The sequence below is a fragment of the Bradyrhizobium zhanjiangense genome, assembly GCF_004114935.1.
Classification (GTDB): domain Bacteria; phylum Pseudomonadota; class Alphaproteobacteria; order Rhizobiales; family Xanthobacteraceae; genus Bradyrhizobium; species Bradyrhizobium zhanjiangense.
This window is the reverse complement of sequence record NZ_CP022221.1, coordinates 850915-875714: the sequence shown is the minus strand read 5'-3', so window position 1 is coordinate 875714 and position 24800 is coordinate 850915. Positions and strand designations below refer to the sequence as shown.

Annotated in this window: 21 protein-coding genes; 12 read left to right on the top strand and 9 right to left on the bottom strand. The window is 64.5% G+C overall.

Annotated elements, in window-relative coordinates; translation table 11 throughout:
- Positions 1–2: 2 nt before the first annotated feature.
- From XH85_RS04105 to ugpB, 7 genes are all read right to left on the bottom strand, one after another.
- Complete coding sequence (locus XH85_RS04105; protein WP_128930863.1) at positions 3–182, bottom strand: DUF4089 domain-containing protein; 180 nt, start codon at positions 180–182, stop codon at positions 3–5.
- A 26-nt stretch (positions 183–208) separates the two neighbouring features.
- Positions 209–2047 (bottom strand): dipeptide ABC transporter ATP-binding protein, encoded by a 1839-nt coding sequence (locus XH85_RS04100; protein ID WP_128937087.1) that lies wholly within the window; start codon positions 2045–2047, stop codon positions 209–211.
- A gap of 103 nt (positions 2048–2150) precedes the next feature.
- Positions 2151–3050, bottom strand: coding sequence for an ABC transporter permease (locus tag XH85_RS04095; protein WP_128930862.1), 900 nt, complete (start codon positions 3048–3050; stop codon positions 2151–2153).
- A 214-nt stretch (positions 3051–3264) separates the two neighbouring features.
- A complete protein-coding gene (locus tag XH85_RS04090) occupies positions 3265–4278 on the bottom strand; it encodes an ABC transporter permease (protein WP_128930861.1) in 1014 nt (337 codons plus the stop codon).
- A gap of 215 nt (positions 4279–4493) precedes the next feature.
- A complete protein-coding gene (locus tag XH85_RS04085) occupies positions 4494–6116 on the bottom strand; it encodes an ABC transporter substrate-binding protein (protein ID WP_128930860.1) in 1623 nt (540 codons plus the stop codon).
- 391 nt (positions 6117–6507) lie between these two features.
- Positions 6508–7467, bottom strand: coding sequence for an aminoglycoside phosphotransferase family protein (locus XH85_RS04080; protein ID WP_128937086.1), 960 nt, complete (start codon positions 7465–7467; stop codon positions 6508–6510).
- Between the two features lie 228 nt (positions 7468–7695).
- On the bottom strand, positions 7696–9018 hold the full coding sequence (gene ugpB / locus XH85_RS04075) for a sn-glycerol-3-phosphate ABC transporter substrate-binding protein UgpB (RefSeq protein ID WP_420837927.1): 1323 nt from the start codon (positions 9016–9018) through the stop codon (positions 7696–7698).
- A 204-nt stretch (positions 9019–9222) separates the two neighbouring features.
- Here ugpB and XH85_RS04070 point away from each other — a divergent pair, with 204 nt between their 5' ends.
- The 10 genes from XH85_RS04070 to XH85_RS04020 all read left to right on the top strand — a co-directional run bounded on the left by XH85_RS04070 (position 9223) and on the right by XH85_RS04020 (position 20729).
- Positions 9223–10218, top strand: a complete 996-nt coding sequence (locus XH85_RS04070) for a TRAP transporter substrate-binding protein (protein ID WP_128930858.1) — start codon at positions 9223–9225, stop codon at positions 10216–10218.
- 6 nt (positions 10219–10224) lie between these two features.
- Positions 10225–12300: a sensor histidine kinase gene (locus tag XH85_RS04065; protein WP_245473418.1), complete on the top strand. Its 2076-nt coding sequence runs from the start codon at positions 10225–10227 to the stop codon at positions 12298–12300.
- The gene (locus tag XH85_RS04060) at positions 12270–14015 is read left to right on the top strand and encodes an ATP-binding response regulator (RefSeq protein WP_128930857.1); all 1746 of its coding nucleotides are present in this window, start codon (positions 12270–12272) and stop codon (positions 14013–14015) included. Before XH85_RS04065 ends, XH85_RS04060 begins: the two co-directional genes overlap by 31 nt.
- A gap of 10 nt (positions 14016–14025) precedes the next feature.
- On the top strand, positions 14026–14760 hold the full coding sequence (locus tag XH85_RS04055) for a response regulator (RefSeq protein WP_128930856.1): 735 nt from the start codon (positions 14026–14028) through the stop codon (positions 14758–14760).
- Between the two features lie 494 nt (positions 14761–15254).
- The gene (locus XH85_RS04050; protein ID WP_128930855.1) at positions 15255–15866 is read left to right on the top strand and encodes a sigma-70 family RNA polymerase sigma factor; all 612 of its coding nucleotides are present in this window, start codon (positions 15255–15257) and stop codon (positions 15864–15866) included.
- Positions 15867–16355: 489 nt separating this feature from the next.
- Positions 16356–17054 carry a cytochrome c biogenesis CcdA family protein gene (locus XH85_RS04040; RefSeq protein WP_128930853.1) on the top strand — a complete coding sequence of 233 codons (699 nt, stop codon included), beginning with the start codon at positions 16356–16358 and terminating at the stop codon, positions 17052–17054.
- Positions 17055–17085: 31 nt separating this feature from the next.
- Positions 17086–17649, top strand: coding sequence for a thioredoxin family protein (locus XH85_RS04035; protein ID WP_128930852.1), 564 nt, complete (start codon positions 17086–17088; stop codon positions 17647–17649).
- A gap of 102 nt (positions 17650–17751) precedes the next feature.
- Positions 17752–18726, top strand: a complete 975-nt coding sequence (locus XH85_RS04030) for a hypothetical protein (protein ID WP_128930851.1) — start codon at positions 17752–17754, stop codon at positions 18724–18726.
- 317 nt (positions 18727–19043) lie between these two features.
- The gene (locus XH85_RS04025) at positions 19044–19637 is read left to right on the top strand and encodes a L,D-transpeptidase (RefSeq protein WP_128930850.1); all 594 of its coding nucleotides are present in this window, start codon (positions 19044–19046) and stop codon (positions 19635–19637) included.
- A gap of 54 nt (positions 19638–19691) precedes the next feature.
- Complete coding sequence (locus XH85_RS04020; protein WP_128937084.1) at positions 19692–20729, top strand: amino acid ABC transporter substrate-binding protein; 1038 nt, start codon at positions 19692–19694, stop codon at positions 20727–20729.
- A gap of 262 nt (positions 20730–20991) precedes the next feature.
- On the opposite strand, the gene XH85_RS04015 is transcribed toward XH85_RS04020, so the two are convergent.
- Both XH85_RS04015 and XH85_RS04010 read right to left on the bottom strand, forming a co-directional pair.
- Positions 20992–22131: an acyl-CoA dehydrogenase family protein gene (locus tag XH85_RS04015; protein WP_128930849.1), complete on the bottom strand. Its 1140-nt coding sequence runs from the start codon at positions 22129–22131 to the stop codon at positions 20992–20994.
- A gap of 176 nt (positions 22132–22307) precedes the next feature.
- On the bottom strand, positions 22308–23507 hold the full coding sequence (locus XH85_RS04010; protein WP_164934865.1) for an acyl-CoA dehydrogenase family protein: 1200 nt from the start codon (positions 23505–23507) through the stop codon (positions 22308–22310).
- Positions 23508–23642: 135 nt separating this feature from the next.
- On the opposite strand from XH85_RS04010, the gene XH85_RS04005 reads away from it, so the two are divergent.
- Positions 23643–24188, top strand: coding sequence for a carboxymuconolactone decarboxylase family protein (locus tag XH85_RS04005; protein WP_128930847.1), 546 nt, complete (start codon positions 23643–23645; stop codon positions 24186–24188).
- A gap of 90 nt (positions 24189–24278) precedes the next feature.
- Positions 24279–24773 carry a VOC family protein gene (locus XH85_RS04000; protein WP_128930846.1) on the top strand — a complete coding sequence of 165 codons (495 nt, stop codon included), beginning with the start codon at positions 24279–24281 and terminating at the stop codon, positions 24771–24773.
- The last annotated feature ends 27 nt before the right edge of the window (positions 24774–24800 follow it).

Below are 24800 nucleotides of genomic sequence, written 5' to 3'. Positions count from 1 at the left end.
CGTCAGGCCGTGAAAATCGGCGCCGGCTCGGTCTCGTCCGGCAGCGCGAATTCGTCGACGAGGCGGCCAAGCCGCAGCGAAACTTCGAGGTTGGCGCGCACCGCCGGCCTCCAGGCCTCCTCAACCGGCAGTGCCAGCGCTTTCGATACGGCGTCGATATAGTCGTCCAGCGGTTCGGCCATCGCTCTCTCGAACAATCAGTGCACTCTTAGTGTATCTGCAACGGCGGATGCGGGATCGCCGTCAGCAGCTCTTTGGTGTAGTCGTCCTGCGGATCGCTCAAGACATTCTCGGAAGAGCCCTCTTCGACGATCCGACCCGTCCGCATCACAATGACACGATCGCACAACAAGCGCACCACATTCAAATCATGCGAGACGAACAGATAGCTCATACCTAGTCGCGCCTTGAGGTCCTGAAGCAGGTTCAGCACGACGGCCTGCACCGAGACGTCCAGCGCCGCCGTCGGCTCGTCGAGGATGACGAGCTTGGGATGCAGCGCGATGGCGCGGGCGATGCCGATTCGGGCTTTCTGGCCGCCGGACAATTGATGCGGGAAGCGGTCGAGCAGGTTGTGCGGCAGGCCGACCATGGTGGCCAGCTCCTCGCAGCGGGCGCGGAGCGCGTCGCGGCCCCTGATGTCGCCGAGCTGCAGAATGGGATCGGCGATGGCGCGCGCGGCGGTGAAGCGCGGGTTGAGGCTGTCGGTCGGGTCCTGGAACACCATCTGGATCCGGCTGCGCTGCGGCAGCCGGGCGAAGCTGGCAGGCGCGATGCCGCCGATGTTCTCGCCGTCGAACTGGATCAGGCCCGAGGTTTGGTCCAGGAGGCGCATCACCATCATCGACGTCGTCGATTTGCCGCAACCGGACTCGCCGACGAGGCCAACGCTCTCGCCGACGCCAATCGAGAAGCTGATGCCATCGACGGCGCGGAACACGTCCGGCTCCACGGGCGGCTTGCGGCCGAACAGTTTTCCGAGCAGGGCGGTCGCGCCCTGGCGGGGGTATTCCTTGACGAGCCTGTCGACGAGGAGGAGGGGCTTCTTCTCCCTCTCCTCGTTCTTCACGGGGAGAGGGTCGGGGTGAGGGGCTGTATCCGCGAGCACGGTGCTGGGAGAGTCCCCCTCACCCGCCACGCTCTGGCGCGCAATTGCGCTGCCGAGCGTGTCGGCCTCTCCCCGCACGCGGGGAGAGGCGAAGGACGCCGCCGCCGCGCCATCCTCTTCCGGCAACAGATCCCGCAAGCTCACGCCGAGCCGCGGCGTCGCGCGCATCAGCTTCTTGGTGTAGGGGTGCTGGGGGCTTGCGAAGATGTCGGCAGCTTTCGCGGTCTCGACCACCCTTCCCTTCTCCATCACCACGACGCGATCGCAATAGGCGGCGGCCAAGCCGAGGTCGTGGGTGATCAGGATGGTCGACATCGCGCGGCGCTTGGTCAGCTCGACGATCAGATCCATCACCGCCTTCTGCGTGGTGACGTCCAGGCCGGTCGTCGGCTCGTCCGCGATCAGCAGTTGCGGATTGCAGGCGAGCGCCAGCGCGATGACGACGCGCTGGCACATGCCGCCTGATAGCTCGAACGGATAGGCGTGGTAGCGCTCGCGCGGGCGGGCGATCTTGACCTGCTCCAGCGCCTCGATCGCCTTCTCGCCGTGATCGGCGACCTGGGCCTGCTGCACATGGGTGCGCAAGACGTCCTCGATCTGGTCGCCGACCTTGCGGATGGGATTGAGCGCTGCGCGCGGGTTCTGGAAGATCATCGAGACTTCGCGGCCGCGCAGATCGCGCATCTGGTCCTCGGTCGCGGCTTTGACGTCGATGCCCGAGAACATCACCGAGCCCTCGGCGATCCGTCCCGCGCGATCGAGGATGCGCATCACCGCATAGGAAGTCACCGATTTGCCGGAGCCGGACTCGCCGACGATCGCCAGCGTCTCGCCCTTGGCGACGGTGATGTCGACGTGCTGCACCGCCTTCACGATGCCGCGGCGGGTCGTGAATTCGACGGTGAGGTCCTGGATGTCGAGCAGGGGCTGGGCGGTCAGGGGTGCCTCCCAAACAAAAATGGCAAAAACAACCCCATGCACAGTAGAACGGGATTGATTTCATTGGGGAATTTCTGCGGCAAATTTGGACCTACGCTAGCCATCACGTCCTCCGCTGGGGATCGACGATGTCGCGCAGGCCGTCGCCGAGGAGGTTGAAGCAGAACACGGCGATCATCAGCGCGAGGCCGGGGAATAGCGCGATCCACCATTCGCCTGAGACCATGAAGCCCGCGCCTTCCGCGACCATGATGCCCCATTCGGCCGTGGGCGGGCGGACGCCGAGACCGATGAAGGAGAGGCCCGCAGCATTGAGGATGGCGTAGCCCATGGTCAGCGACATCTGCACGATCATGATCGGCATGATGTTGGGGAGGATATGCACCAAGAGGATGCGGGATTCGCCGTTGCCTGATAGCCGCGCGGCCTGCACGAAGCCGGCGTTGCGGCGGACATTGGCCTCGGCGCGCGCGACGCGGGCATAGAGCGGGAAGTTCACGATGGCCGTGGCCAGGATGATGTTCTGCACGGTGTTGCCGAGCGCGGCGACGATGCCCATCGCCAGCACGAACAGCGGGAACGCCATGATGGTGTCGGCGATGCGACCGACGATGCGGTCGGTCCAGCCGCCGAAATAGCCGGCCGCGATGCCGGCGAGGCCGCCCATCAAAAACACCAGCGCGACGGAGGCGATCGCGATGAAGGTGTCGAGCCGGGTCGCGACGATGACCCGGCTGAAAATGTCGCGTCCCAACTGATCGGTGCCGAACCAGTGCGCCGCCGACGGCGGCTGCAACGTCGCCGCGGTGTCGGAGGCCAGTGGATCGTAGGGCACCACATAGGGACCGAAGATCGCGGCGGCCAGGATCAGGATCAGCAGCGCAAAGGCAAAGCCCGTGACCTTGTTTTCGCTGAGGACATAGCGCGTCTGTTCGAGGATTGCCGATAGCCCCGAGGTACGCGCGGGACCGACCGGTTCAACAGCAGGCGCAACGGAGCTCATGAGATCACCCGGGTGTTGTTTGACCAAACCAGCAAGCCGCGGGGCGCCTTACCTCTCCCGCTTGCGGGGGAGGTCGGCGCAACGCGCCGGGTGGGGGCTCTCTCCACATCGGGGCTCTCGCCCGCGGAGATACCCCCCCCCCAACCCTCCCCCGCAAGCGGGAGAGGGGGCGGACCTTCGTCGGAGTTTGCATAGGACGAAACCTCATCATGGTTCAGCCCTCCAACCGCACACGCGGATCGATCACGCCATAGAGGATATCGATCACGAGATTGAGCAGCACGTACATGACAGCCATGGTCAGCACGAAGCCCTGCACCGGCGCGAAGTCGGACGAGATCAGCGCTTCCACCGCATAGGAGCCGATGCCGGGCCATGCGAACACTTTTTCGACCAGCACGTTGGCGCCCAAGAGGAACGAGAACACCATGCTGAGCGTGGTGATGACGGGCAGCATGGCGTTGCGGAAGGCGTAGGTGACGATGACCGTCGACGGCGACAGGCCGCTGGCGCGCGCGGTGCGGACGAACTCCGAGGCGAGCACCGCCAGCATCGAGGCGCGCGTCATGCGCGCGATCGGCGCCAGCGAGAAGATCGCGAGCGTCGTCGCCGGCAGGATGAGCTGGCTCAGCGCCGAACGGAACGCCTCGACATCGCGGGCCAGCAAAGTGTCGATGAGATAGAAGCCCGTCACCGTTGGCGGCGCGCTGTAGAACACGTCAAGGCGGCCGAGCGGCGCCGGCGACCAGCCGAGCCGGAAATAGAAGACATAGACCAGCACGAGGCCGGTGAAGAACACCGGCAGCGACACGCCGGCCGTGGTCGTGACCCGGCAGAGATGGTCGACCCATGAGCCCGGCCGCGTCGCCGCCAGCACGCCGAGCGGGATAGCGATCACGATCGAGACGATGAGGCCGAGCAGCGTCAGCTCGGCGGAGGCCGGCAGGCGGTTGCGGATCTCGGTTGCGACCGGCTGGCCCGTGGTGAGCGAGTTGCCGAAATCGCCATGGGCGAGGTCGTTGGTATAGCGGAAGAACTGCTCGATCAGCGGCCGGTCGAGGCCAAGTTTTTTCCGGATCTGCTCGACGGCTTCCTTGGTTGCGGCGGGACCGGCGAAGTAGGCCGCGGGGTCCCCGGGCAGCGCGCGCGTCAGCAGGAAGGTGACGATGACGACGCCGATCATCGAGGGAATCGCGAACATCAGGCGCTTGCCGATCATGGTCAGCATGGGGTGCTCCGCGGGCTTGCTTCGCCTCTCCCGCTTGCGGGAGAGGCCGACGCGCTCGCAGAGCGCGGCGGGTGAGGGCTCTGGCCGCGCGGGGACACCCTCCGCAATCCCTGCCAATCCCAAAGCGGAGACACCCTCTCCCCAACCCTCTCCCGCAAGCGGGAGAGGGAGCCCAGTGCCGATGCCGATGCGTCGCTGACGACCAGCATGCCCTCTCACCCCTTCGCCATCGCGCGATAATCCAGGCGGCGGTGGAACCAGTATTGGTAGCCGCTGATGTTCTTCTGCATCGCGACGTTGACGAAGGGCTGGTACAGCGGGATGCGCGGGATATCGGCGTAGGCGAGATCGACGAAGCCCTTCACGTCGGCATCGTAAGCTGCTTTGTCGCCAACAGCCGCAGCATTGCGCGCGCCGTCGATGAGCTTGTCCATCTCCGCCGACTTGTAGCTCATGGTGTTGAAGACGGAATTGTTGCCGTGATAGCACCAGTAGAAGAAGTACTCGGGGTAATCGAGCCAGCCCGAGAACACGTTGGTGAAGAGCGGCATCTCCTTCTTGTTGAGCTCGGTGCGCCAGTTGGCGCCGGGTACCTTGTTGATGGTGGTCTTGATGCCGAGCTGCGCGAGGCTCTCCTGCACCAGCACACAGAGCGGCTCGTTGACGCCGGCAAAGTTGAGGTCGAACGAGATCGTGGTCTCGAAGCCGTTGGCATAGCCGGCTTCAGTGAGCAGCGCCTTCGCCTTGTCCATGTCGGTGTTGTATTTGTGCGGCTGCGGCCAGGCGACTTCGGTCGGCTTGTCTTTGGCAGCGCCGAACATGGGATTGCCGAGGCCGAACAGCACGGCGTCCATGATCTTTTGGTACGGCATCGCGTAGGCGATGGCCTGCCGCACCTTCGGATTGTCGAACGGCGGCTTGGTCACGTTCATGCCGATATACTGGATGCCGTTGGAGAACGGCAGCGACACCACGTTGAGCTTGCCATTCGCCTTCATCTCCTGGAAATCCCTGAACGGCAGCTCATAGGAGATGTCGGCATCGCCGCGTTCCAAGAGCGCGCGGCGGTTGCCGGCCTGCGGCACCATGCGCCAGATCACGCGCTTGATCTTGGGCAGGGGACCGCCGACCCAATCCTCGTTGCGCTCCATCACCACTTCGGTGCCGGCGGTCCACTTCGTCACCTTGTAGGCACCGGAGCCGGCGGTCTGCTGCTTGGTGAATTCGAGACCCCAGGGGTCCTTCTCGCTGGCGTTCTTCTTCACCAGTTCGGAATTGACGATGCAGGGCACGATGACCGCGAGATCGGGAATCGTCAGCCTGTCCTTCTTCAGGAAATCGACGCGCACGGTGTAATCGTCGATCACGACGAACTGCTCGGGCTTGGTCAGTGAGCCCGCACTCATCTGGAAGGTCGGGAAGCCGCCGACGCTGACGGCGCGGTCGAGCGACCATTTCACGTCCTTCGCAGTGACCGGCGTGCCATCGTGGAATTTGGCGTTCTTGCGCAGCTTGAAGGTGACCGACATGTCGTCGATCCTGAAGTCCTCGGCGAGCTCGCCCTTGAACTTGTCGCGGTCGTAATAGGGCACGCCGCCGGGGCCGCTCTTCATCTCGTGGCTGATCAGGCGGTCGTAGCAATTCCAGGACACCTCATAGCCGGGCACGTTGGTGCCGACGCCGTGGATGTCGAGATTATTGGGGCCGCCTTCCGAGACGATCAGCAGTGTCTCCGAGCGGGCATCGGCATAAGCGGAGGAGATCACGGACGGCACGGCCGGAAGCGCCGCGCCAGCGGCCAATCCGGAAACGGACTTAAGGAAATCGCGGCGCTTCATGAAATCGCTCCAACACAAAGTTTTTGGTTGGAACCGGATTCGCAAGGTTCGTGCCAAGGGTTAGTGGAGCGTCGCCCAGCGCGCTAATCCGCTGAAATCGCGGGCGAAAGGTCCGATTTGCGGCCTGAAGGACGACAGCCCAAATCATTGTCATTGCATACAAAGCGTGGCATTTGCTTATTATGTAGGCTATTCGATATAGCGGCTCATTTGGCGGGCACGCCTCCCTCTCCGCTGTCGTCCTGGCGAAAGCCAGGACCCATTACCCCAGGGAGGAGTTGCAGCGCGAAGCTGGTAACAACGAGTCTTCGTCAAACTTCTCCCTGGGGTAATGGGTCCTGGATCGGCGCTGCGCTTGTCCAGGACGACACCAGTGGTGGACGACCGGCGATCACCCCGGCCAGATCAGCTCCTGCAACTCGACCAGATCGCCCGCCATGTCCTGCCAGCCCTCGATGCAGATGTGGCCGTTGAGGTCGCTGGCGCGGTGCAGCAGCATCAGGGCCATCAGGCGGCGCTTCAGCTCGAAATCCAGCTTTGCATAGCCGAAGCCTTCGAGCAGGCTGTGCACCCGGCCCGGCCGGCCCGCCGCCATGAAGGCGCTGGGGCCGAGCAGATCGTAGTCGCGCCATCCCGCCAGCACGTCGCCGAAATCGAACAGGCCGGCGAGCGACCATTGATCGTTCCGGCAGGCGAGCAGGAAGTTTTCCGGAATGTATTCGCCGATCAGGATCACCGGCGGCGCATCCATCGGAATGAGCTTTGCGGCGTCGCGCAGGAGATCATCGAGGCCTTTGAGGAATTTCGGCGCAAGGCCGAGACGCGCGTGCCGCGCCTTGCAGCCCTGCATCTGCTGGCGCATGAAGCCGTCCCAGCGCGGCTCGATGTGCGCGCGCTCTCCGAGCGGCGCGCGCTGCACGGCCGCGATGGTCTCGCCGATCTGGCGCAGCACGCGCTCCTTCTGGTCTTCCGCCAATTGCGGCCACACCTCCGAGCCGAGCATGCCGGCAAGGCGGGTGATGATCAGATAAGGCCAGCCGTTGCGCTCCCCTTCGGCGACGATCTCGGGAATCGGTAGATCGAGATGGCCTTTCAGTTGCGCCAGCGACCCACGCTCGGACACGAATTGCGTACGCAGCAGCGGCGGGAAGATTTTCAGGATCAGCTTGTCGCCGAACCCCACGACGAGATTGGTGCCGGTCGCGAACACGTGCAGCGCGCTGACATCGAGACCGTGGCCGCGCGCGATGTCGAGCGCGATTCCCAGCCATTGCGCCGGGTCGGCGCGCCAAGCGCGAAAGCTTTTAGCGTCGGCGAAGTGAGGCAGTCGTTGCGACGGCGTGATGGTCATCTGCATTCGCGTATCGAAAGCAGGGTCAGCTTTGGTTGGTTCTGTGCAAGCCAAAGAGGCGATGCACCTCTCCCGCTTGCGGGAGAGGTCGGCACATAGTGCCGGGTGAGGGCTTTCTCCTCTAGGTGATTGTCCCGATGCGGAGACACCCTCTCCCCGACACTCCCCCGCACGCGGGGGAGTGAGCGCACCTCACGCGCGGTCGCAGCGATGTCTAATCGCGACATTCTACCGCTCGGGACTGGCGCGCTCGAACTGGCGCAGCAGCTTGTTGCCGCGCTCGACGGCGGAATCCAGCGCTGCTTGCGCGCTTTTGTGGCCGGCGAAGGCCTGCTCCAACTCGTCCTCGATCGCGCCGCGAATCAGCACGAAAGAGCCGAGCCGGACGCCCTTGGAGTTCTCCGTCGGCGGATGCAGCGTGATCTCCTCGAACGAGATCGCCGAACCAGGATTGCGCTCGTAGAATCCCTGCGACCGTGTCAGCTCAAAGGCGGCGCGGGTAACAGGCAGATAGCCGGTGTTCTGGTGCCAGGCAGCCTGCACGCCCGGCTGCGACAGATAGGCGAAGAACCGCGCCACGCCCTTGTACTCCTCGCGCGGCCGGTCGCGCAGTACCCACAGCGTGGCGCCGCCGATGATCGAATTCTGCGGCGCGCCCTTCACGTCGGGCCAATACGGCATCATGCCGTAGCCGATCTCGAATTTCGAGTTCGCCTTGATGTCGGCCCGCGTCGCCGAGGAGCCGATGAAGATGCCGCATTCGCCTTTCTGGAAACGCGGCTCGGCCGCTTGTCCGCGGCCGCTATAGTCGAACAGTTTTGTCTTTTGCCACTCGCTGAGCTGAGCGATGTGTTTGACGAGAACCGGATTGTTGATGGTCAATTCCGCGTCCAGCCCGGCAAAGCCGTTCGCCCGCGTCGCCAGGACTAAATTGTGGAAGGCGGAGAAATTCTCGACGTGGATCCAGGACGGCCAGGAGGTGGTGAAGCCGCAGACCGCACCGCGTTCGCGCAGGCGCTTGGCCGCTAGCCCCAATGCCGGCCAGGTCTTCGGCGGCGTCTCCGGATCGAGGCCGGCATCGCGGAACATGGTCTTGTTGTAGTACAGGATCGGCGTCGAGGAATTGAACGGGAACGACAACAGGTTGCCGGCCGCATCGGTGTAGTAGCCGGAGACGGCGGGAAGGTAATCGCCCAGCGAAAATGGCTCGCCCTGGTCCCGCATCAGGCTGAACACCGGATAGATAGCGCCCTTGGCCGCGGTCATGGTGGCGGTGGCGACCTCGTTGACCTGGACGATGGCAGGCTGGCTGCGAGAGCGGAAGGCGAAGATCGCCGCCGTCACCGTCTCGGTGTAGTTGCCCTTGTAGCTGGGCACGATGCGGTAGTCGGACTGCGAGGCGTTGAAGTCGGCAGCGAGCTTGTCGAGCTGCCGGCCGAGCTCGCCGGACATGGCGTGCCACAGCGCGATGTCGGTGGCGGCACGCACTGGTGTGGCCATGGTGACAGCCGCAAGGACGGCGACGGCCTGCAAAAAGCGCAATGCTGAAATCACGATAGCTCTTCCCGTGTCGCACGACTAAAGGGCGGCTGCCTTGCTTAAGGCGCGGCATTGGCAGTTTCAACCGGGAATGCGCGGCGGCCGCGCCGCACAATCGACCCGACGCCCGGAGCGGGATGGCCTTCCCTTTACCATTTGCTAGATTGCGTTGAACCTTTTCCTTCCGCCATAGACTCCACCACTGAGGGGTTGAGTGTGCCAGTGTTGAGCCGTGCCGAACTCTCGCGGACCGGGGTGATCTTCGTCGCGCTTCTGCTTGCCGTCTGTACGACGGACGCGGTTGCACGCGAATTTCGCGCCGCCGACACCCAGACCGAGGATTACCCGACCGTCCAGGCGCTGCGCTACATGGGCGCCTTGATCGCCGAGCGCACCGGCGGCCGGCACGAGATCAAGGTGTTCCACTCCCGCCAGCTCGGTGAGGAGAAGGAGACGATCGAGCAGACCCGGGCCGGCGCCATCGACCTCAACCGGACCAACGTCGCCCTGATCGGCAATTTCGTCCCGGCGATGAACGTGCTGGCGATGCCGTTCCTGTTCCGGTCCATCGAGCACATGCAGAAGGTGCTTGACGGGCCGATCGGCAGCGAGATCTTGAACAGCTTCGAGCCCTATGGCTTCGTCGGGCTCGCCTTCTACGATTCCGGCGCGAGGTCGATCTACAACAGCGTCCGGCCCGTGAGGAGTGTCGCGGATCTCAGGGGATTGCGGATCCGGGTGCAGCAGTCGGAGTTGATGAGCCAGATGATGCGCGCGCTCGGCGCCGAACCGGTCGAGCTACCTTACGGACAAGTGCTCACCGGGCTTGCCAATCACCTGATCGACGGCGCCGAAAACAACTGGCCATCCTTCGTGACGACAGACCATTACAAACTTGCCGGCCACTACGCGCTCACCGAGCACACGATGAGCCCGGAAGTGCTGGTGATCTCGCTGAAGGCCTGGAAAAGCCTCTCGGCGGAGGAGCAGACGATCTTCAAGGAGGCCGCACAGCGCTCCAGCCTGTTCATGCGCGAGAAATGGCGCGACCTCGAGGAGCAGTCGCAGCGCAAGGCCCAGGAAGCCGGCGTCACCATCATCAAGGACATCGACCGCAAGCCGTTCGAGGAGGCGATGGCTCCAATCTATGCCAAGGCCGGGCGCGATCCGGCCGCGGCCGCGCTGATCGAACGCATTCGCAAGGTGGAGTAGAGCCTCTTGGCCGGGCTTGGACACAGCGAGACCACAGAGAGGCCGCCCGGCCCGATCGGGCGCCTGCGCGCGCGCCTCGTCGGCGCGCTGCGGGCGGTGCCGATCCGCTGGCGCATCCTGTCGATCGCAGCGCTGAACTCCGCCGTCGTCGTGGTGCTGGTGGCGATGATCTGGAACGGCGCGCAGGTGCTGGGCTCGGCCTGGGACGACGTGCGCCAGGTGCGCGAGTCCGACCGGATCCTGGCGCTGCTCGAAAGCGAGACCGGGCGTCTGCAAAACCTGATCCACCGCTACATCAACCAGCCGAGCCCGGACCTGTTCGCCGAGATCCTGCTGCTGCGCGAGGCGGTGCTGGGCACGCTGACCAACCGCGCCACCAAGGATCCGATGCTGTCAGGCTCGGTGGAGGAGCTCGAGCGCACCACCGACCGCTTCCTCAACGGCTTTGGCGAGCTGCGCAGCGTGCAGGCCACCATCGCCAAGACCTACGAGGAGCAGGTGCAGGGCCCGGCCAAGGACATGGCGGGCCTCTATTCCATCATCGAAGGCGCCACCGGCCATCGCGACGCGCTGATCTGGCCTTCGCTTGGAAAGTCCCGCGAAGCCTTCACCGCGATGCTGGTCGCGGCCAATTCCTACTATCTGTCGCTGTCACCGGGCGCCGCCGACGACGCACGCCGCAACACCGAGACGATCGAGAAGACCATCCCGGTCATGATCGATCTCGCCGACAACGACCTCCAGCGCATGGCCTTGCGGCGGCTCGCGGACCGCACCGCGTCGTTGCGCGAGGGCTTTGCAAAGCTCTCCGAGCAGCTGGCGAGCCGCACCGATCTGTTGCGCAACACCATCGACGCCAGTCAGGCCGAAGCGATCGGCGCCATCGACGACCTCTCGACCAAGATGCGCCAGCGCGAGCAGAAGGCGCAGGCGACTTTTGATCGCACGCTGGCCGATATTTCCCGCCGCGTGCTGTCGATCGCGGTGATCTTCCTCGGCGTCATCCTCACCGCCGGCGTGATGATCGCACTGTCGATCCGCCTGCCGCTCCAGCAGCTCATGGCGGCGATGCGCGCGATCACGCTCGGCGATCTCGACCGCGAGGTGCAGGGCACCAAGGCACGCGACGAGGTCGGCGCCATGGCGCGCGCCGTGGAAGTGTTCCGCGAGAACGCGATCGCCAAGCGCCAGACCGAGGACGAGCTGCGCGCGTCGAAGGAGAAGGCCGAGAGCGCGCTGCTCGAGCTCAATACCGCGCAGCAGAATCTGATCGACGCCGAACGGCTCGCCGCGCTCGGCGGCCTCGTTGCCGGCGTCGCCCACGAGGTCAACAACCCGATCGGCATCAGCCTGACCGTTGCATCGAGCTTTGCCCGGCGCAGCGAGATCTTCGAGGCTCAGCTCAAGGGCGACGGGGGCTTGCGCCGTTCGCAGCTCGAGGAATTCGTGCAGTCCTCGCGCGACGCCTCGCAGCAGCTCGTCGCCAACCTGCAGCGCGCCGGCGAGTTGATCCAGTCGTTCAAGCAGGTCGCGGTCGATCGCTCCCATGCCGAGCGGCGGCAGTTCTCGCTCAGTGAAGCCACCGACCAGATCATCGCCAGCCTGCGCCCGGTGCTGAAGCGCTCGCCGATCACGCTTCAGGTCGACGTGCCCGAAGGGCTGCTGCTCGACGGCTATCCCGGCTCCTACGGCCAGATCCTGACCAACCTCTTCCTCAACGCCGCCAACCACGCCTTCGCCGACGGCCGCGCAGGCACGATCGCGATCTCGGCCCGGCCGCGCGGGGCCGACGACATCGAGATCAGCTTCGCCGATGACGGGGCCGGCATGACCCCGGACGTGCAGCGCCAGGCCTTTGACCCTTTCTTTACCACCCGGCGCAATGAAGGTGGCACGGGACTTGGCCTGCATATCGTCTATAACCTCGTCACCCAGCAGCTCGGCGGCCGCATGATGCTGGAATCCAAGCTGGGACAAGGCACTACTTTTCGCATTATCATGCCCCGCATCGCCAAGGGCGCGCAAAGCACAGAAAGTGACGGGACTTCTCAATGGCCGAACAGGACGATGTCCTCCACCTGATCGACGACACCGGTACCGCGTCGGAGGATGCCAACGCCCGGAAATGGAAGATCGCCGTCATCGACGACGATCCGGCCGTGCATGACGGCACCCGTTTCGCGCTGTCCGACTACAGCCTCAACGGCCAGAGCCTGGAGATCCTGTCGGCCTATTCGGCGGCGGAAGGTCGCAAGCTGATGGCCGAGCACGGCGACATCGCCGCCGTGCTGCTCGACGTCATCATGGAGACCGACGTCGCCGGCCTCGAGCTCGTCGAATTCATCCGCAACGAGATCAAGAACGAGACCGTCCGCATCATCCTGCGCACCGGTCAGCCCGGCCAGGCGCCGGAGCGGCGCGTGATCGTGCAGTACGACATCAACGACTACAAGGCCAAGACCGAGCTCACCGCCGACAAGCTGTTCACCTCGCTGACCGCCGCGCTGCGCTCCTATCAGCAGCTCGAGCGCATGGTGCAGACACGCCGCGGGCTCGAGATCATCATCGACGCCGCCTCGACGCTTTACGACTTCAAGTCGATGCAGCGGCTCGCCGAGGGCGTGCTGACCCAGCTCGCCTCGCTGCTCAATGTCGACTGCGCCGGCATCCTGGTCCTGCGCGACAATGGCGGGGTCGACCCCGAGCTCTCGGTGCTCGCCGGCAGCGGCTGCTACAGCCGCTTCATCGGCACCACCTCGTCGAAGGCACTCGACCCCGAATTGCGCGAGATGGTGGAGGCCGCGTTCCAGCGCCGCAAGAACGAATTCGCCGACCACCGCAGCGTGATCTATTTGCGCACCGGAAGCGGGCGTGAGGTGGTGGTGCTGCTGCAGGCCGAGCGCGAGCTGTCGGAGACCGACCGCTCGCTGGTCGAGATCTTCTCCAGCCGGCTCTCGATCGCCTTCGACAATGTCATCCTCTACCAGCAGCTCCAGGACGCCAACACGCAGCTGGAAGACCGCGTCGCCCAGCGCACCCGCGCGCTGATGCAGGCCAACCGCCGCCTCTCCGCGCAATGGCTGCGGCTGCAGCGCGCCAACGGCTTCAAGAACGAGATTTTGGGCACCGTCGCGCACGATCTGAAGAATCCGCTCGGCGTCATCCTCGGCCGCACCGAGATGCTGAAGGAGCTGATCTCGACCGGCGCATCGATGGGCGGCGTGATCGCCCAGGTCGACCACATCCGCGACGCCACCAAGCGGCTGACCACGATGGTCGATCATTTGATCTCGGACGCGATGGCCGATGCCTTCGACATCACCATCCGCCGCGAACCGGTCGACGTCGCGGGCCTGGTCAAGGAGGTCGCCGAAGCCAACCAGCCGCTCGCCGTCAACAAGCAGCAGACGATCAGCGTCACCGCGCCGCCCAACATCGTCACCATGTGCGACACCGACCGCATCCGCGAGGCGATCGACAACCTCATCAGCAACGCCATCAAATACTCTCCGATCGGCGGCAAGATCGCCGTGGCCGTGACCCATGAGGGCAGCGAAACCATCGTCCGCGTCAGCGACGAGGGGGCCGGCCTGTCGCCGGAGGATCTCGGCCGCCTGTTCGGCCGGTTCCAGCGGCTGTCGGCAAAGCCGACCGCCGGCGAGAGCTCGACAGGGCTTGGGTTATCCATCGTGAAGCGTATTATCGACATGCATGGCGGCGAGGTGACGGCCGACAGCGACGGGCCCGGCACGGGCTCGACCTTCACCATCACGCTTCCCGCGACTGAAATGCCGTGATCTCAGGACCATGACCCAAAGCCAGCACATCATGATCGTCGACGATGAGGCTCCGGCCCGGGAGATGGTCGGCGATTATCTCAAGATGCACGGCTTCACCGTGACGCTGTGCGACGGCGGCAAGTCCTTGCGCGCCGCGATCCAGGGCAGCATGCCCGACCTCGTCGTGCTCGATCTCAACATGCCCGAGGAAGATGGGCTCTCGATCATCCGCGACCTCAAGAGCCGCATCAACGTGCCCGTGATCATGCTGACGGCGACCGCGAGCCCGATCGACCGCGTCGTCGGGCTCGAGCTCGGCGCCGATGATTACGTGGCAAAACCCTGCGAGCTGCGCGAGCTGATGGCGCGCATCCGTTCGGTGCTGCGGCGGAGCGGGCCGGCCAAGGCTGCCGCGCCGGACGCCGCCGCGAAGTCCGACAAGGATCAATTGGTGCGCTTCGGCACCAAATGGCTCGATCTCGAAGCGCAGGCGTTGCGCGACGACGAGGGCAACGAGCATCCGCTGACCGCGTCCGAGTTCGGTCTGCTCAAGGTGTTCGCGGCCAATCCGAAGCGCGTGCTGTCGCGCGAGCGCCTGCTGGAGCTCGCCAATGCGCGCGACGCCGAAGCCTTCGATCGCGCCGTCGACCTCCGCATCATGCGCATCCGCCGCAAGATCGAGCCCGACCCCGCCAAGCCCGCCGTGATCCGCACCATCCGCGGCGGCGGCTATCTGTTCTCGCCGGCCGGCGAGAAGGCGTAGGCAGCGCGGAAGAGCTAGGTGCCGTAGGGTGGGCAAAGCGAAGCGTGCCCACCATTCTCACAGCGCTTGCAGAAAGAGGGTGGGCACGGCGCTTCGCGCCTTTGCCCACCCTACGATGATGATCGTCCGGGTAAGCGGAGCGCCGACGGCGGCAGTGTGTTTGGCGCGACCGAACTGGTAACCACGAGTCTTCGCCAAACCCAATCCTGTGGCTATGGGTCCTGGCTTTCGCCAGGACGACGCTTGAGGCGGCAGCGAACGCAACACCCCCAAATTCGTTCCTCACTCCGCCAATCCCCACCCCGTATTTCCCGTACATTGAAATTCCACGCTTTTTTGCTCCGAATGTTTCGTCGCCCCCCTTTCGACGAAACAATTTGGCGGCGCATGAAACCATTTTCCGCTTTTCGTGCAGACGTCCCGAAACGTTGGCTGATTAACACTTTCCCTCAAGGAAACGCCGCTCGGTCGCGGCGCTACGGGGAGCTAATTTCATGCCGAACGTCATTGCCATCAACGCCCAGGCCAGCCAAAGCATCATTGCCGTTCAGGCGACTTCGGACGACATGCTTCTCGAAAGCATTGCCGGCGGCAACCGGACGGCCATGCACATCCTCTATTGCCGGCACAATGTGCGGGTTTACCGCTTCATCTTGCGCATCGTGCGCGATGCCACCACGGCGGAAGACCTCGTCAGCCAGGTGTTTTTGGACGTGTGGCGGACCGCCGGCCAATTCCAGGGCCGCTCGCAGGTCTCGACCTGGCTGCTCTCGATCGCCCGCTTCAAGGCGCTGACCGCGATGCGCCAGCGCCGTTTCGAGGACATCGACCAGGAGGATGTGCGTCAGATCCCCGACGATTCCGACACGCCGGAGACCTCGCTCGACCGCAGCGACACCAGCGCCATCCTGCGCGCCTGCGTGCAGAAGCTGTCGCCTGCGCATCGCGAGATCATCAACCTCGTCTACTATCACGAGAAGTCGGTCGAGGAGGTCGGGCAGATCATCGGCATCCCCCAGAGCACGGTGAAAACGCGGATGTTTTACGCCCGCAAGCAGCTGGCCGATTTGCTTAAGGGCGCCGGCATCGATCGCTTCGCCGCGTAAACCCAACGGATTCAATGGGATAGGGCCGCGCCTTTGGCCCTGTCCCCGGACACGGAAGTGTTACCGCCGACGAAACAATTGAAACAAAGCACAACATCAGGCGGAAAAACTTCCCTCCTATAAAGTTCGCATACGGTTTTGGTTAAACCTCCCAAGGACCTCCAACGACCCGGACGGGATGCCCCCCTCCGGGTCGTTTTGTGTTTGGCGGAAGGTGCGGCGGCAGGCTCCCGCCTCTCCCGCTTGCGGGAGAGGCCGACGCGCCTCGGGCGATGCGAAGCATCGTCCCGCGCGCGGCGGGTGAGGGTTCTTTCCTCTTGGGGGTGTCCCCATTGCGGAGGCACCCTCTCCCCAACCCTCCCCCGCAAGCGGGGGGGGGGGCACACCGCTGCCGTGGCACGCAGCTCGCCCGTCACGAACGCGTGACGCTGCGTAACGACCTCGCGCCTCCTCGCGAACTGGCCTCGTACCCCTCTCCACGAGTGCCCTATGCTCGAACTTCTCTTCGCCGTCCTTGCCGGCATCCTCACCATCGCCGCGCCGTGCACGCTGCCGATGCTGCCGATCCTGCTCGGCGCTTCGATCGGGCGCGCGGGGCACTTACGGCCGGCGATGATCGCGCTCGGCTTCATTATCTCGTTCTCGGCGACCGCGCTGCTGCTCGGTGCGATCACGCGGCTGTTCGACTTCGATCCGAACGTGCTGCGCGAAGCGGCATCCATCCTGCTGCTCGGCTTCGGCCTGTTGATGCTGTGGCCGGCGCCGTTCGAATGGCTGTCGATCCGGCTCAATGGCTGGCTCGATCTTGGCAATTCCAGCGCCACCCAGCGCGAGGGCGCGCTGGGTGGGCTCGTGCTCGGCACCACGCTCGGCCTGGTCTGGACGCCCTGCGCCGGTCCCGTGCTCGGCTCGATCCTGACGCTGGTTGCGAGCTCGAAGAACTTAGGCTGGGCCGGGACGCTGCTGGTCGCCTACGCCATCGGTGCGGCAATTCCGATGCTGGCGATCGCCTATGGCGGCCAGGCCGCGACCACGCGGGTGCGCGGCCTCGCCCGCATCTCGCCGCGGCTGCAGCAGGGTTTTGGCATTGTCGTGATCGCGTTCGCGGTCGCCGCCTATTTCCAATACGACACGCTGCTCGTGGCGTGGCTCACCGGCTTCTATCCCACCGGCCAGATCGGCCTGTGATCATCGCGCATCGCAACCGGAGGACTCGTTCATGACTTTCAAACTGCTCACCGTGGCCGCCGCCCTGATCGGCATGGCCGGATCAGGCGCCGTCATCCCCGGCATCTGCGACGAGGCGGCGCGCGCTGCACCCATCGTCACCGCCGCCGCGAGCCAGCAGACCGCGCCCGACTTCACCGGCATCAGCAACTGGTTCAACTCGAAACCTCTGAGCATGGCCGACCTGCGCGGCAAGGTCGTGCTGGTCGACTTCTGGACCTATGGCTGCGTCAACTGCGTCAACACACTGCCGCACGTCACTGACCTCTACGCCAAGTACAAGGACAAGGGCTTCGTCGTGGTCGGCGTGCACACGCCGGAATTCCCGTTCGAGCGTTCCGCCTCTAACGTGCAGGCTGCGCTGAAACGCCACGGCATCACCTATCCCGTGGCGCAGGACAATGATTCCAAAACCTGGAACGCCTACCGCAACCGATATTGGCCGGCGCAGTACATCATCGACCAGACCGGCAAGATCGTGTTCCGGCACGAAGGCGAAGGCAGCTACGACCAGATCGACGGAACGGTGGCGCGGCTCCTGAACGTGAACAGCTGATGCCGCGCCGACATCGCGCGGCCGGATTCATCTGTCGTCCTTGTTGCTTGACTCCACGGACCTGTCCGTGGAGTTTCGCATCGACGAAATCAGCCGCCCGTGATGGACGACGCGACCACCAGCAACGACATCCGCCTTCGTGAAGGCTCCTCGATCGCGCAGCGGCTGATCATGGCCGGCTCTGCGGCCGCGGTGGCGCTGTGCTTTACGCCCGGCCTGTTCACGCACGACACGCTGGAAGTGATCATCTCGGTAGCCGCTCTCCTCCTGGGTGCGGCATTCGTCTGCGGCATCATGCTGGCGCCGGCGGTAGTGTGGATCATCACCCCGAACGAGATCCTGATCGGGCAACAGCGTCCCTTCGGAAAGCTTCGTACGCGGGTCGTCGCCAAGGACGACATCAGGGAATTGCAGGTTCCCGGCAGCAAGCGGGCGAAAGCCCGTTTCCAGCTGGCCTTCACGCTGGCCTCCGGGGAACGCTTGACGTCTCCGCCGATCTCCGACGTCACGCATGTGCGCGACACCGTCGCCCGGATCGCCGCGCAATTCGGCGTTCCCAATGTCGAGGCACCCAGCAATCCACTCGATGCCAGCAATTCCGAGATGCATCTCGGCGAACCTCTCGAGCCGTTTCCCGCGCGCGACATCCGCATCGTTGCATTGATCGCCGTCGCACTGTGCGCCGTTCCCTACGCCTACAAGCTCTGGCGCGGTCTGCCGCCCGGCCCGATCGACATCATGCTGCTGCCGGTTGGCGCGATCGCCGCGTTCGCCGTGCACAGATATGCCAATCTCGTGACCGGTGCCTTCTGGATCATCCGGCAAGGGGACATTCGCGTCGAACGCCTGTGGGGCGACGGCACGCCGCGCGCCGACCATATCGAGGGGCACGACGTGAAGACGATCACGGTCGAGCGCCGCGGCCGGTCCGAGGACGAGCATTGCATCGTGGTGATCCGGCTGCACTCCGGACGGCGCTTTCGCAGCCCCCGCATCGGATCGCGGCTCGAGGCCCGCGCCGTGGCGACCGAGATCGTTCGGCGGCTTGGAATCGCGGCGGAGAGCAACCGGATCTGATTGGCGTCTAGCGCCAGTTGTCGAAGTTGATCTCACCAGCGAGTTCGGGTGAGGGCTCTCTCCTCTTGGGGAATCCCACCGCGGCGACACCCTCTCCCCGGCCCTCCCCCGCAAGCGGGGGAGGGAGCGCACCGAGCCGGGGCGCCACGATCACTGCTTTTCGCGCCATCCCCTGTTTGTGGCATTGCGCGGCGCGTCAAAAAACCAAAGCATTGTCGTGACATACTAGGGCGGCGCGCCATCAACTTGCCATGAACTTGCCCCTCAGGTTTGATGGTTCTGAATGATTTGCGCTGTGGCAGCGGGGAGAGCTTTACATGACGGATTTTCGTCGTCTGACCGGGATGCTTGTGGCTGCGATCGGTCTGATCCTTTGGGCGCCCCAAGCCTTCGCCCAGCAGCCTGATCGCGGCGACGAGCCGGGCCTGATCGCCGACGATGCCTACCAGCTCGATCCGGAATGGCAGAAGCAGGTGGTGTACTTCCGCACCACCGAGGCGCCCGGCACCATCATCATCTCGACCGCCGAACGTCATCTTTACCTGGTGCAGCCCGGCGGGCGCGCGATCCGCTACGGCATCGGCGTCGGCCGCGATGGTTTTCAGTGGCAGGGGCTGGTGAACATCACCAACAAGAAGGAGTGGCCGGACTGGACGCCGCCGCCGGAGATGATCCAGCGCCAGCCCTATCTGCCGCGCTTCATGGCCGGCGGCCCCGGCAATCCGTTAGGGGCCCGCGCCATGTATCTCGGCACCACCGTCTACCGCATCCACGGCACCAACCGTCCTGATACGATCGGCACCAAGGTGTCCTCGGGCTGCTTCCGTCTTGTCAACAACGACGTCGCCGATCTCTACGATCGGGTCCCGGTCGGGACCAAGGTCGTCATCCGGCAGAAGCCCGAGCTCTAATCTTCCTCGCCTTCGCGAATATTCCATTTCCCGATTTTTCGAGAGAGCAACATGATGCGCACTTTTCGAGGCGGCCTGCTGATCGGGCTCGCGGTCGCCGTGCTGGTCGCCGTTCTGGCCATTGTCTATGAATTCTACGACACCCGCACGCTGAAGCGCACCGTGCGCCGCGGCGAGGTGCTGTGCGGCGTCAACAAGGGCCTGCCCGGCTTCTCGATCCCCGACGACAAGGGCAACTGGACCGGCTTCGACGTCGATTTCTGCCGCGCGGTGGCCGCGGCGATCTTCAACGATCCGGCCAAGGCGAAGTTCGTCGCACTCGACGCCAGCGAGCGCTTCAAGGAATTGCAGAGCCGGAAGGTCGACATCCTCTCGCGCAACTCGACCTGGAGCATGGCGCGCGAGCTCGACTACGACCTCTATTTCCCGGCCGTCGCCTATTATGACGGCGCAGGTTTCATGCTGCCGCGTTCGCGCAACAAGGAGACCTCGCTGGACCTGACCGGCAGCAAGGTCTGCGTCCAGTCCGGCACTACGACGGCACTCAACGTCGCCGATTACTTCCGTGCCAACAACATGAAGTATGACGAGGTGAAGTTCGACAAGCTCGACGACGTCGTGAAGGCCTACGACACCGGCAAGTGCGACACGCTGAGCGCCGACGTTTCCCAGCTCTATGCGCTGCGGCTGAACCTCGCAAAACCCGGCGACCAAATGATCCTGCCGGACATGATCTCCAAGGAGCCGCTCGCCCCGGTCGTGCGCCAGCGCGACGACGACTGGATGATGATCGTGAAGTGGACGCTGTATGCGATGATCAACGCCGAGGAGCTCGGCGTCACCTCGGAGAACATCGATGAGGCCCTGAAGTCGAAGAAGCCGGAAGTGATGCGCCTCGTCGGCACCGAGGGCAATTACGGCGAACAGCTCGGCCTCACCAAGGACTGGGCCGTCCGCATCATCCGACACGTCGGCAATTACGGCGAGATGTACGAGCGCAATATCGGCGAGAAGTCGAAGCTGAAGATCCCGCGCGGCATGAACCAGCTGTGGAACGCGGGTGGTGTGCAGTACGCACCGCCGATGCGGTAGGCGGCGGTCTCGCCGCGTCATTGCGAGCGAAGCGAAGCAATCCAGAATCTTTCCACGGCGGCAGTCTGGATTGCTTCGTCGCAAGAGCTCCTCGCAATGACGAGCTTGGGGCAAGCGCCGTCCACCCTCTCAACTGTCTTCGCCCGGCTTGACCGGGCGATCCAGTATTCCGAGACGCCAATCGTATGCGGAGAAGCCGCGGCGTACTGGATCGCCCTCCTTCGCGGGCGATGACAGCGGAGAACGAGGCGGCTGCCCCGTCTCAATACCCCCGCGCCCGCGCCAGCTGCTCGGTGTGATAGTTGGCGTCGCCGAACAATTCCTCGCACACGCGCGCGCGCTTCATGAAAAAGCCGATGTCGAACTGGTCGGTCATGCCCATGCCGCCGTGCATCTGCACGCCCTCCTGCACCGCGCGCGTGGCGGTGGTGCCGGCGCGGGCTTTTGCCACGGCGACGCTTGATGCAGCCTTGGCGACATCAGCATCCAGGGCCTGGAGCGCCTTCATCACGGCGGCGCGGGTGATCTCGATGTCGACATAGAGCTCGGCGGCGCGGTGCTGCAGCGCCTGGAATTCGCCGATCAGCTTGCCGAATTGCTTGCGGCTCTTCAGGTACTCGACGGTGCGATTGAACACCTCGTCGCTGAGGCCGACCATCTCGGCAGCCACCGCGCCGCGGCCGATATCGAGCACGCCGTCGAGCTGGCTTGCGGCCTGATCGACCTCGCCGAGCACGCTGTCGGCAGTGAGCTCGACATTGGCGAATTCGATCCGCGCCGCGTTATGCGCGTCGACCATGATGGTGCGCTCGACCGCGACGCCCTTCGCCTTGGGGTCGACCAGGAACAGCGTCAGGCCCTCACGCTCGCCGGCAGCACCCGCGGTGCGCGCGGCGACGATGAGCAGATCAGCAATGTGGCCGTCGATGACCAGCGCCTTGGCGCCGGAAAGCTTGAAGCCGTTACCGGCGCGCACGGCCTGGAGACTGGTCTGCAGCGGGCGATGTTTCGCGCCCTCGTCGATCGCGAGCGTCGCAAGCAGCGAGCCGCTCGCGATCTTCGGCAGATATTCCGATTTCTGCGCGGCGTTACCGCAACGGTTCAGCGCAGAGGCCCCGACCACGCTGGTGGCGAGGAAGGGCGAGGGCATCAGCGTCCGGCCGATCTCCTCCATGACGATTCCGGCTTCGACATAGCCGAGGCCAGAGCCGCCGAACTCTTCAGGCACCAAGAGGCCGGCAAACCCCATCTCGGCGAAGGAATGCCAAAATTCCTTGGAGAAGCCGGCGGGATCCTTGCTGTCGCGCAAGTGCCGCAGGTGCGACACTGGCGCCTTGTCGCTGATCAGCCCGCGCGCGCTGTCGCGGAGCATCGATTGTTCTTCGGTGAGGACGAGGGCCATGGTGTTGTTTCCGAATTCGAAGTCTATCTATGTTCGTCATTCCGGGATTGCCCGAAGGGCCAGGCCCGGAATCCATCAGGCCGCACGTATGCCGTGAGATGGATTCTCAGATGCGCAATTGCCCATCGTAGCTCGCGCGTTGCGCGCCCCGGAATGACGCGTGGTGACAATGTGCCTCACGCCCCCGGCAGATCCAGGATGCGCTTGGCGACGATGCCGAGCATGACCTCGGACGTGCCGCCCTCGATCGAGTTGGCCTTGGTGCGCAACCAGGCGCGCGGGCGGGCGCCCTGCTTGGACCGCTCGCTCTCCCATTCCAGCGCATCGACGCCGCCGGCCGACATCAAGATCTCGTAGCGGCGCTTGTTGAGCTCGGTGCCGTAATATTTCATCGCGGAGGAGAACGCCGGATGCGCTTGCCCCGCCTTGGCGAGATCGACTGCGCGCTCGGCACAGGCCGCAAGCGCGGCCTCATCCACGTCGAAGCGCGCGATCTGGCCGCGCAGCATGGCATCGTCGAGCCGCCCCAGCGCGTCGGTGCCGACGGAGTCGGCCGCTATCTGGCCGAGCGGACGGCCGACGCCGCGCTCGCCCATGCCCGAGATCATCGCGCGCTCGTGCTGGAGCAGATATTTTGCGACGTCCCAGCCGCGGTTGACGGTGCCGACCACGTGCGACTTCGGCACGCGGACATTGTCGAAGAAGGTTTCGCAGAACGGCGAATAGCCGGAGATCAACAGAATCGGCTTGGTCGAGACGCCCTTCGAGGTCATGTCGAACAGGATGAAGCTGATGCCGTCGTGCTTCTTGGCCGCGGGATCGGTGCGGACCAGGCAGAAGATCCAGTCGGCATAGTTGGCGTAGGACGTCCAGATCTTCTGGCCGGTAATGATGAAGTCATCGCCGTCGCTTTCGGCGCGGGTCTGCAGCGAGGCGAGATCGGAGCCGGCGTTCGGCTCCGAATAACCCTGGCACCAGCGGATCTCGCCCGCGGCGATCTTCGGCAGATGCTCCTTCTTCTGCGCCTCGTTGCCGTATTTCAGCAGCGCCGGCCCGAGCATCCAGATGCCGAAGCTCGACAGCGGCGGACGCGCGCCGATTCTGGCCATCTCCGCGCGCAGCACCTTGTGCTCGGCGGCACTGAGGCCACCGCCGCCATACTCCTTCGGCCAATCAGGCACCGTCCAGCCCTTGTCGCGCATGCGTTCGAACCAGATGCGCTGCGGCTCGGACGAGAATTTTGCGTTGCGCCCACCCCAGAACACATCGGCGTCCGACGTCGCGGGCTTGCGCATCTCCGGCGGGCAATTGGCTTCCAGCCAGGCGCGCGTCTCGTTGCGGAATGTTTCGAGATCGGCAGTCTCAATGTCGCTCATGGTCGTTTCCATCAATCAAAATCGACTTGTTGCCGCCGACTCTGAGCCATCGCTCCGTGGAATTCAACCACTTCCGCAGCCCGCATTCGGCTATAGTGCCCTTACGGCGAGCTTGAAAACAAAGAGGAAACGACAATGCGCCTAAAGCTTCTTTCGCCTGGCGAAATGAATGAGAGCCAGCGCCAGACCTATGACGAGTCGATTGCCGGCAAGCGCGGCAAGCCGCCGGCGCCGATGATGGCCTGGCTCAACAGCCCGGAGATGGCGCGCCACGCCACGCGGCTCGGCGAGGTCCTGCGCTTCGACACGATCTTTCCCGCAAAGCTCTCGGAGATCGCGATCCTGGTGACGGCGCGGCACTGGACCGCGCATTACGAATGGTATGCGCATAAGCGCCTGGCGCTTGCGGGCGGCATGAAACTCAAGATCATCGAGGCGATCCGCGACCGCCGCACGCCTGGGTTCGATGATCCCAAGGGAAAGATGATCTACGACGTCGCAAAGTCGCTGCATGAGGGACACGGCGTCGAGAAGGGTTTGTATGACGAGGCGGTGAAGGTGCTTAGCGAACGCGGCGTGGTCGAGGTCATCGGGCTGTGCGGCTATTACACGCTGGTGTCGATGACGCTGAACACGTTCGAGTTTGGCCTGCCGGAGGGCGAGGTGTCGGAGCTGGCTTAGTTTCCCATTCGGAAACGATAGGTTTCGAGATCGGCCAATAGCACTGTCCCGGGACCCGGCTTATGTGGAGTTCGACAACGGAGCATTCAGATGTCGCAAAGCCCAGCCGTCGCCGCCGGCACCAGGATCGGCCACGTTCACCTCAAGGTCGCCGATCTCGATCGCGCGCTCGGCTTCTATTGCGGCGTGCTCGGCTTCGAGCTGATGCAGCGCATGGGCTCCGGCGCGGCCTTCATCTCGGCCGGCGGCTATCACCACCACATCGGGCTCAACACCTGGGAGAGCAAGGGCGGCTCGCCGCCGCCGCCCGGCACGACTGGGCTCTATCACACCGCGATCCTGTATCCGACGCGGCCGGCACTGGCGGATGCGCTGCACCGGGTGCTCACGGCCGGCATCGCGCTGGACGGCGCCAGCGACCACGGCGTCAGCGAGGCGCTGTACTTGCGCGACCCCGACCAGAATGGCGTCGAGCTGTATTGGGACAAGCCGAGGGAGCAATGGCCGTTCGGGCCGGACGGGAAGCTCGCGATGTTCACGAAGCGGCTGGACGTGGATGATTTGCTGAAGCAGCGGGAGGCGTGAGCTCCGCTGCATCCTCAAACACCGTCA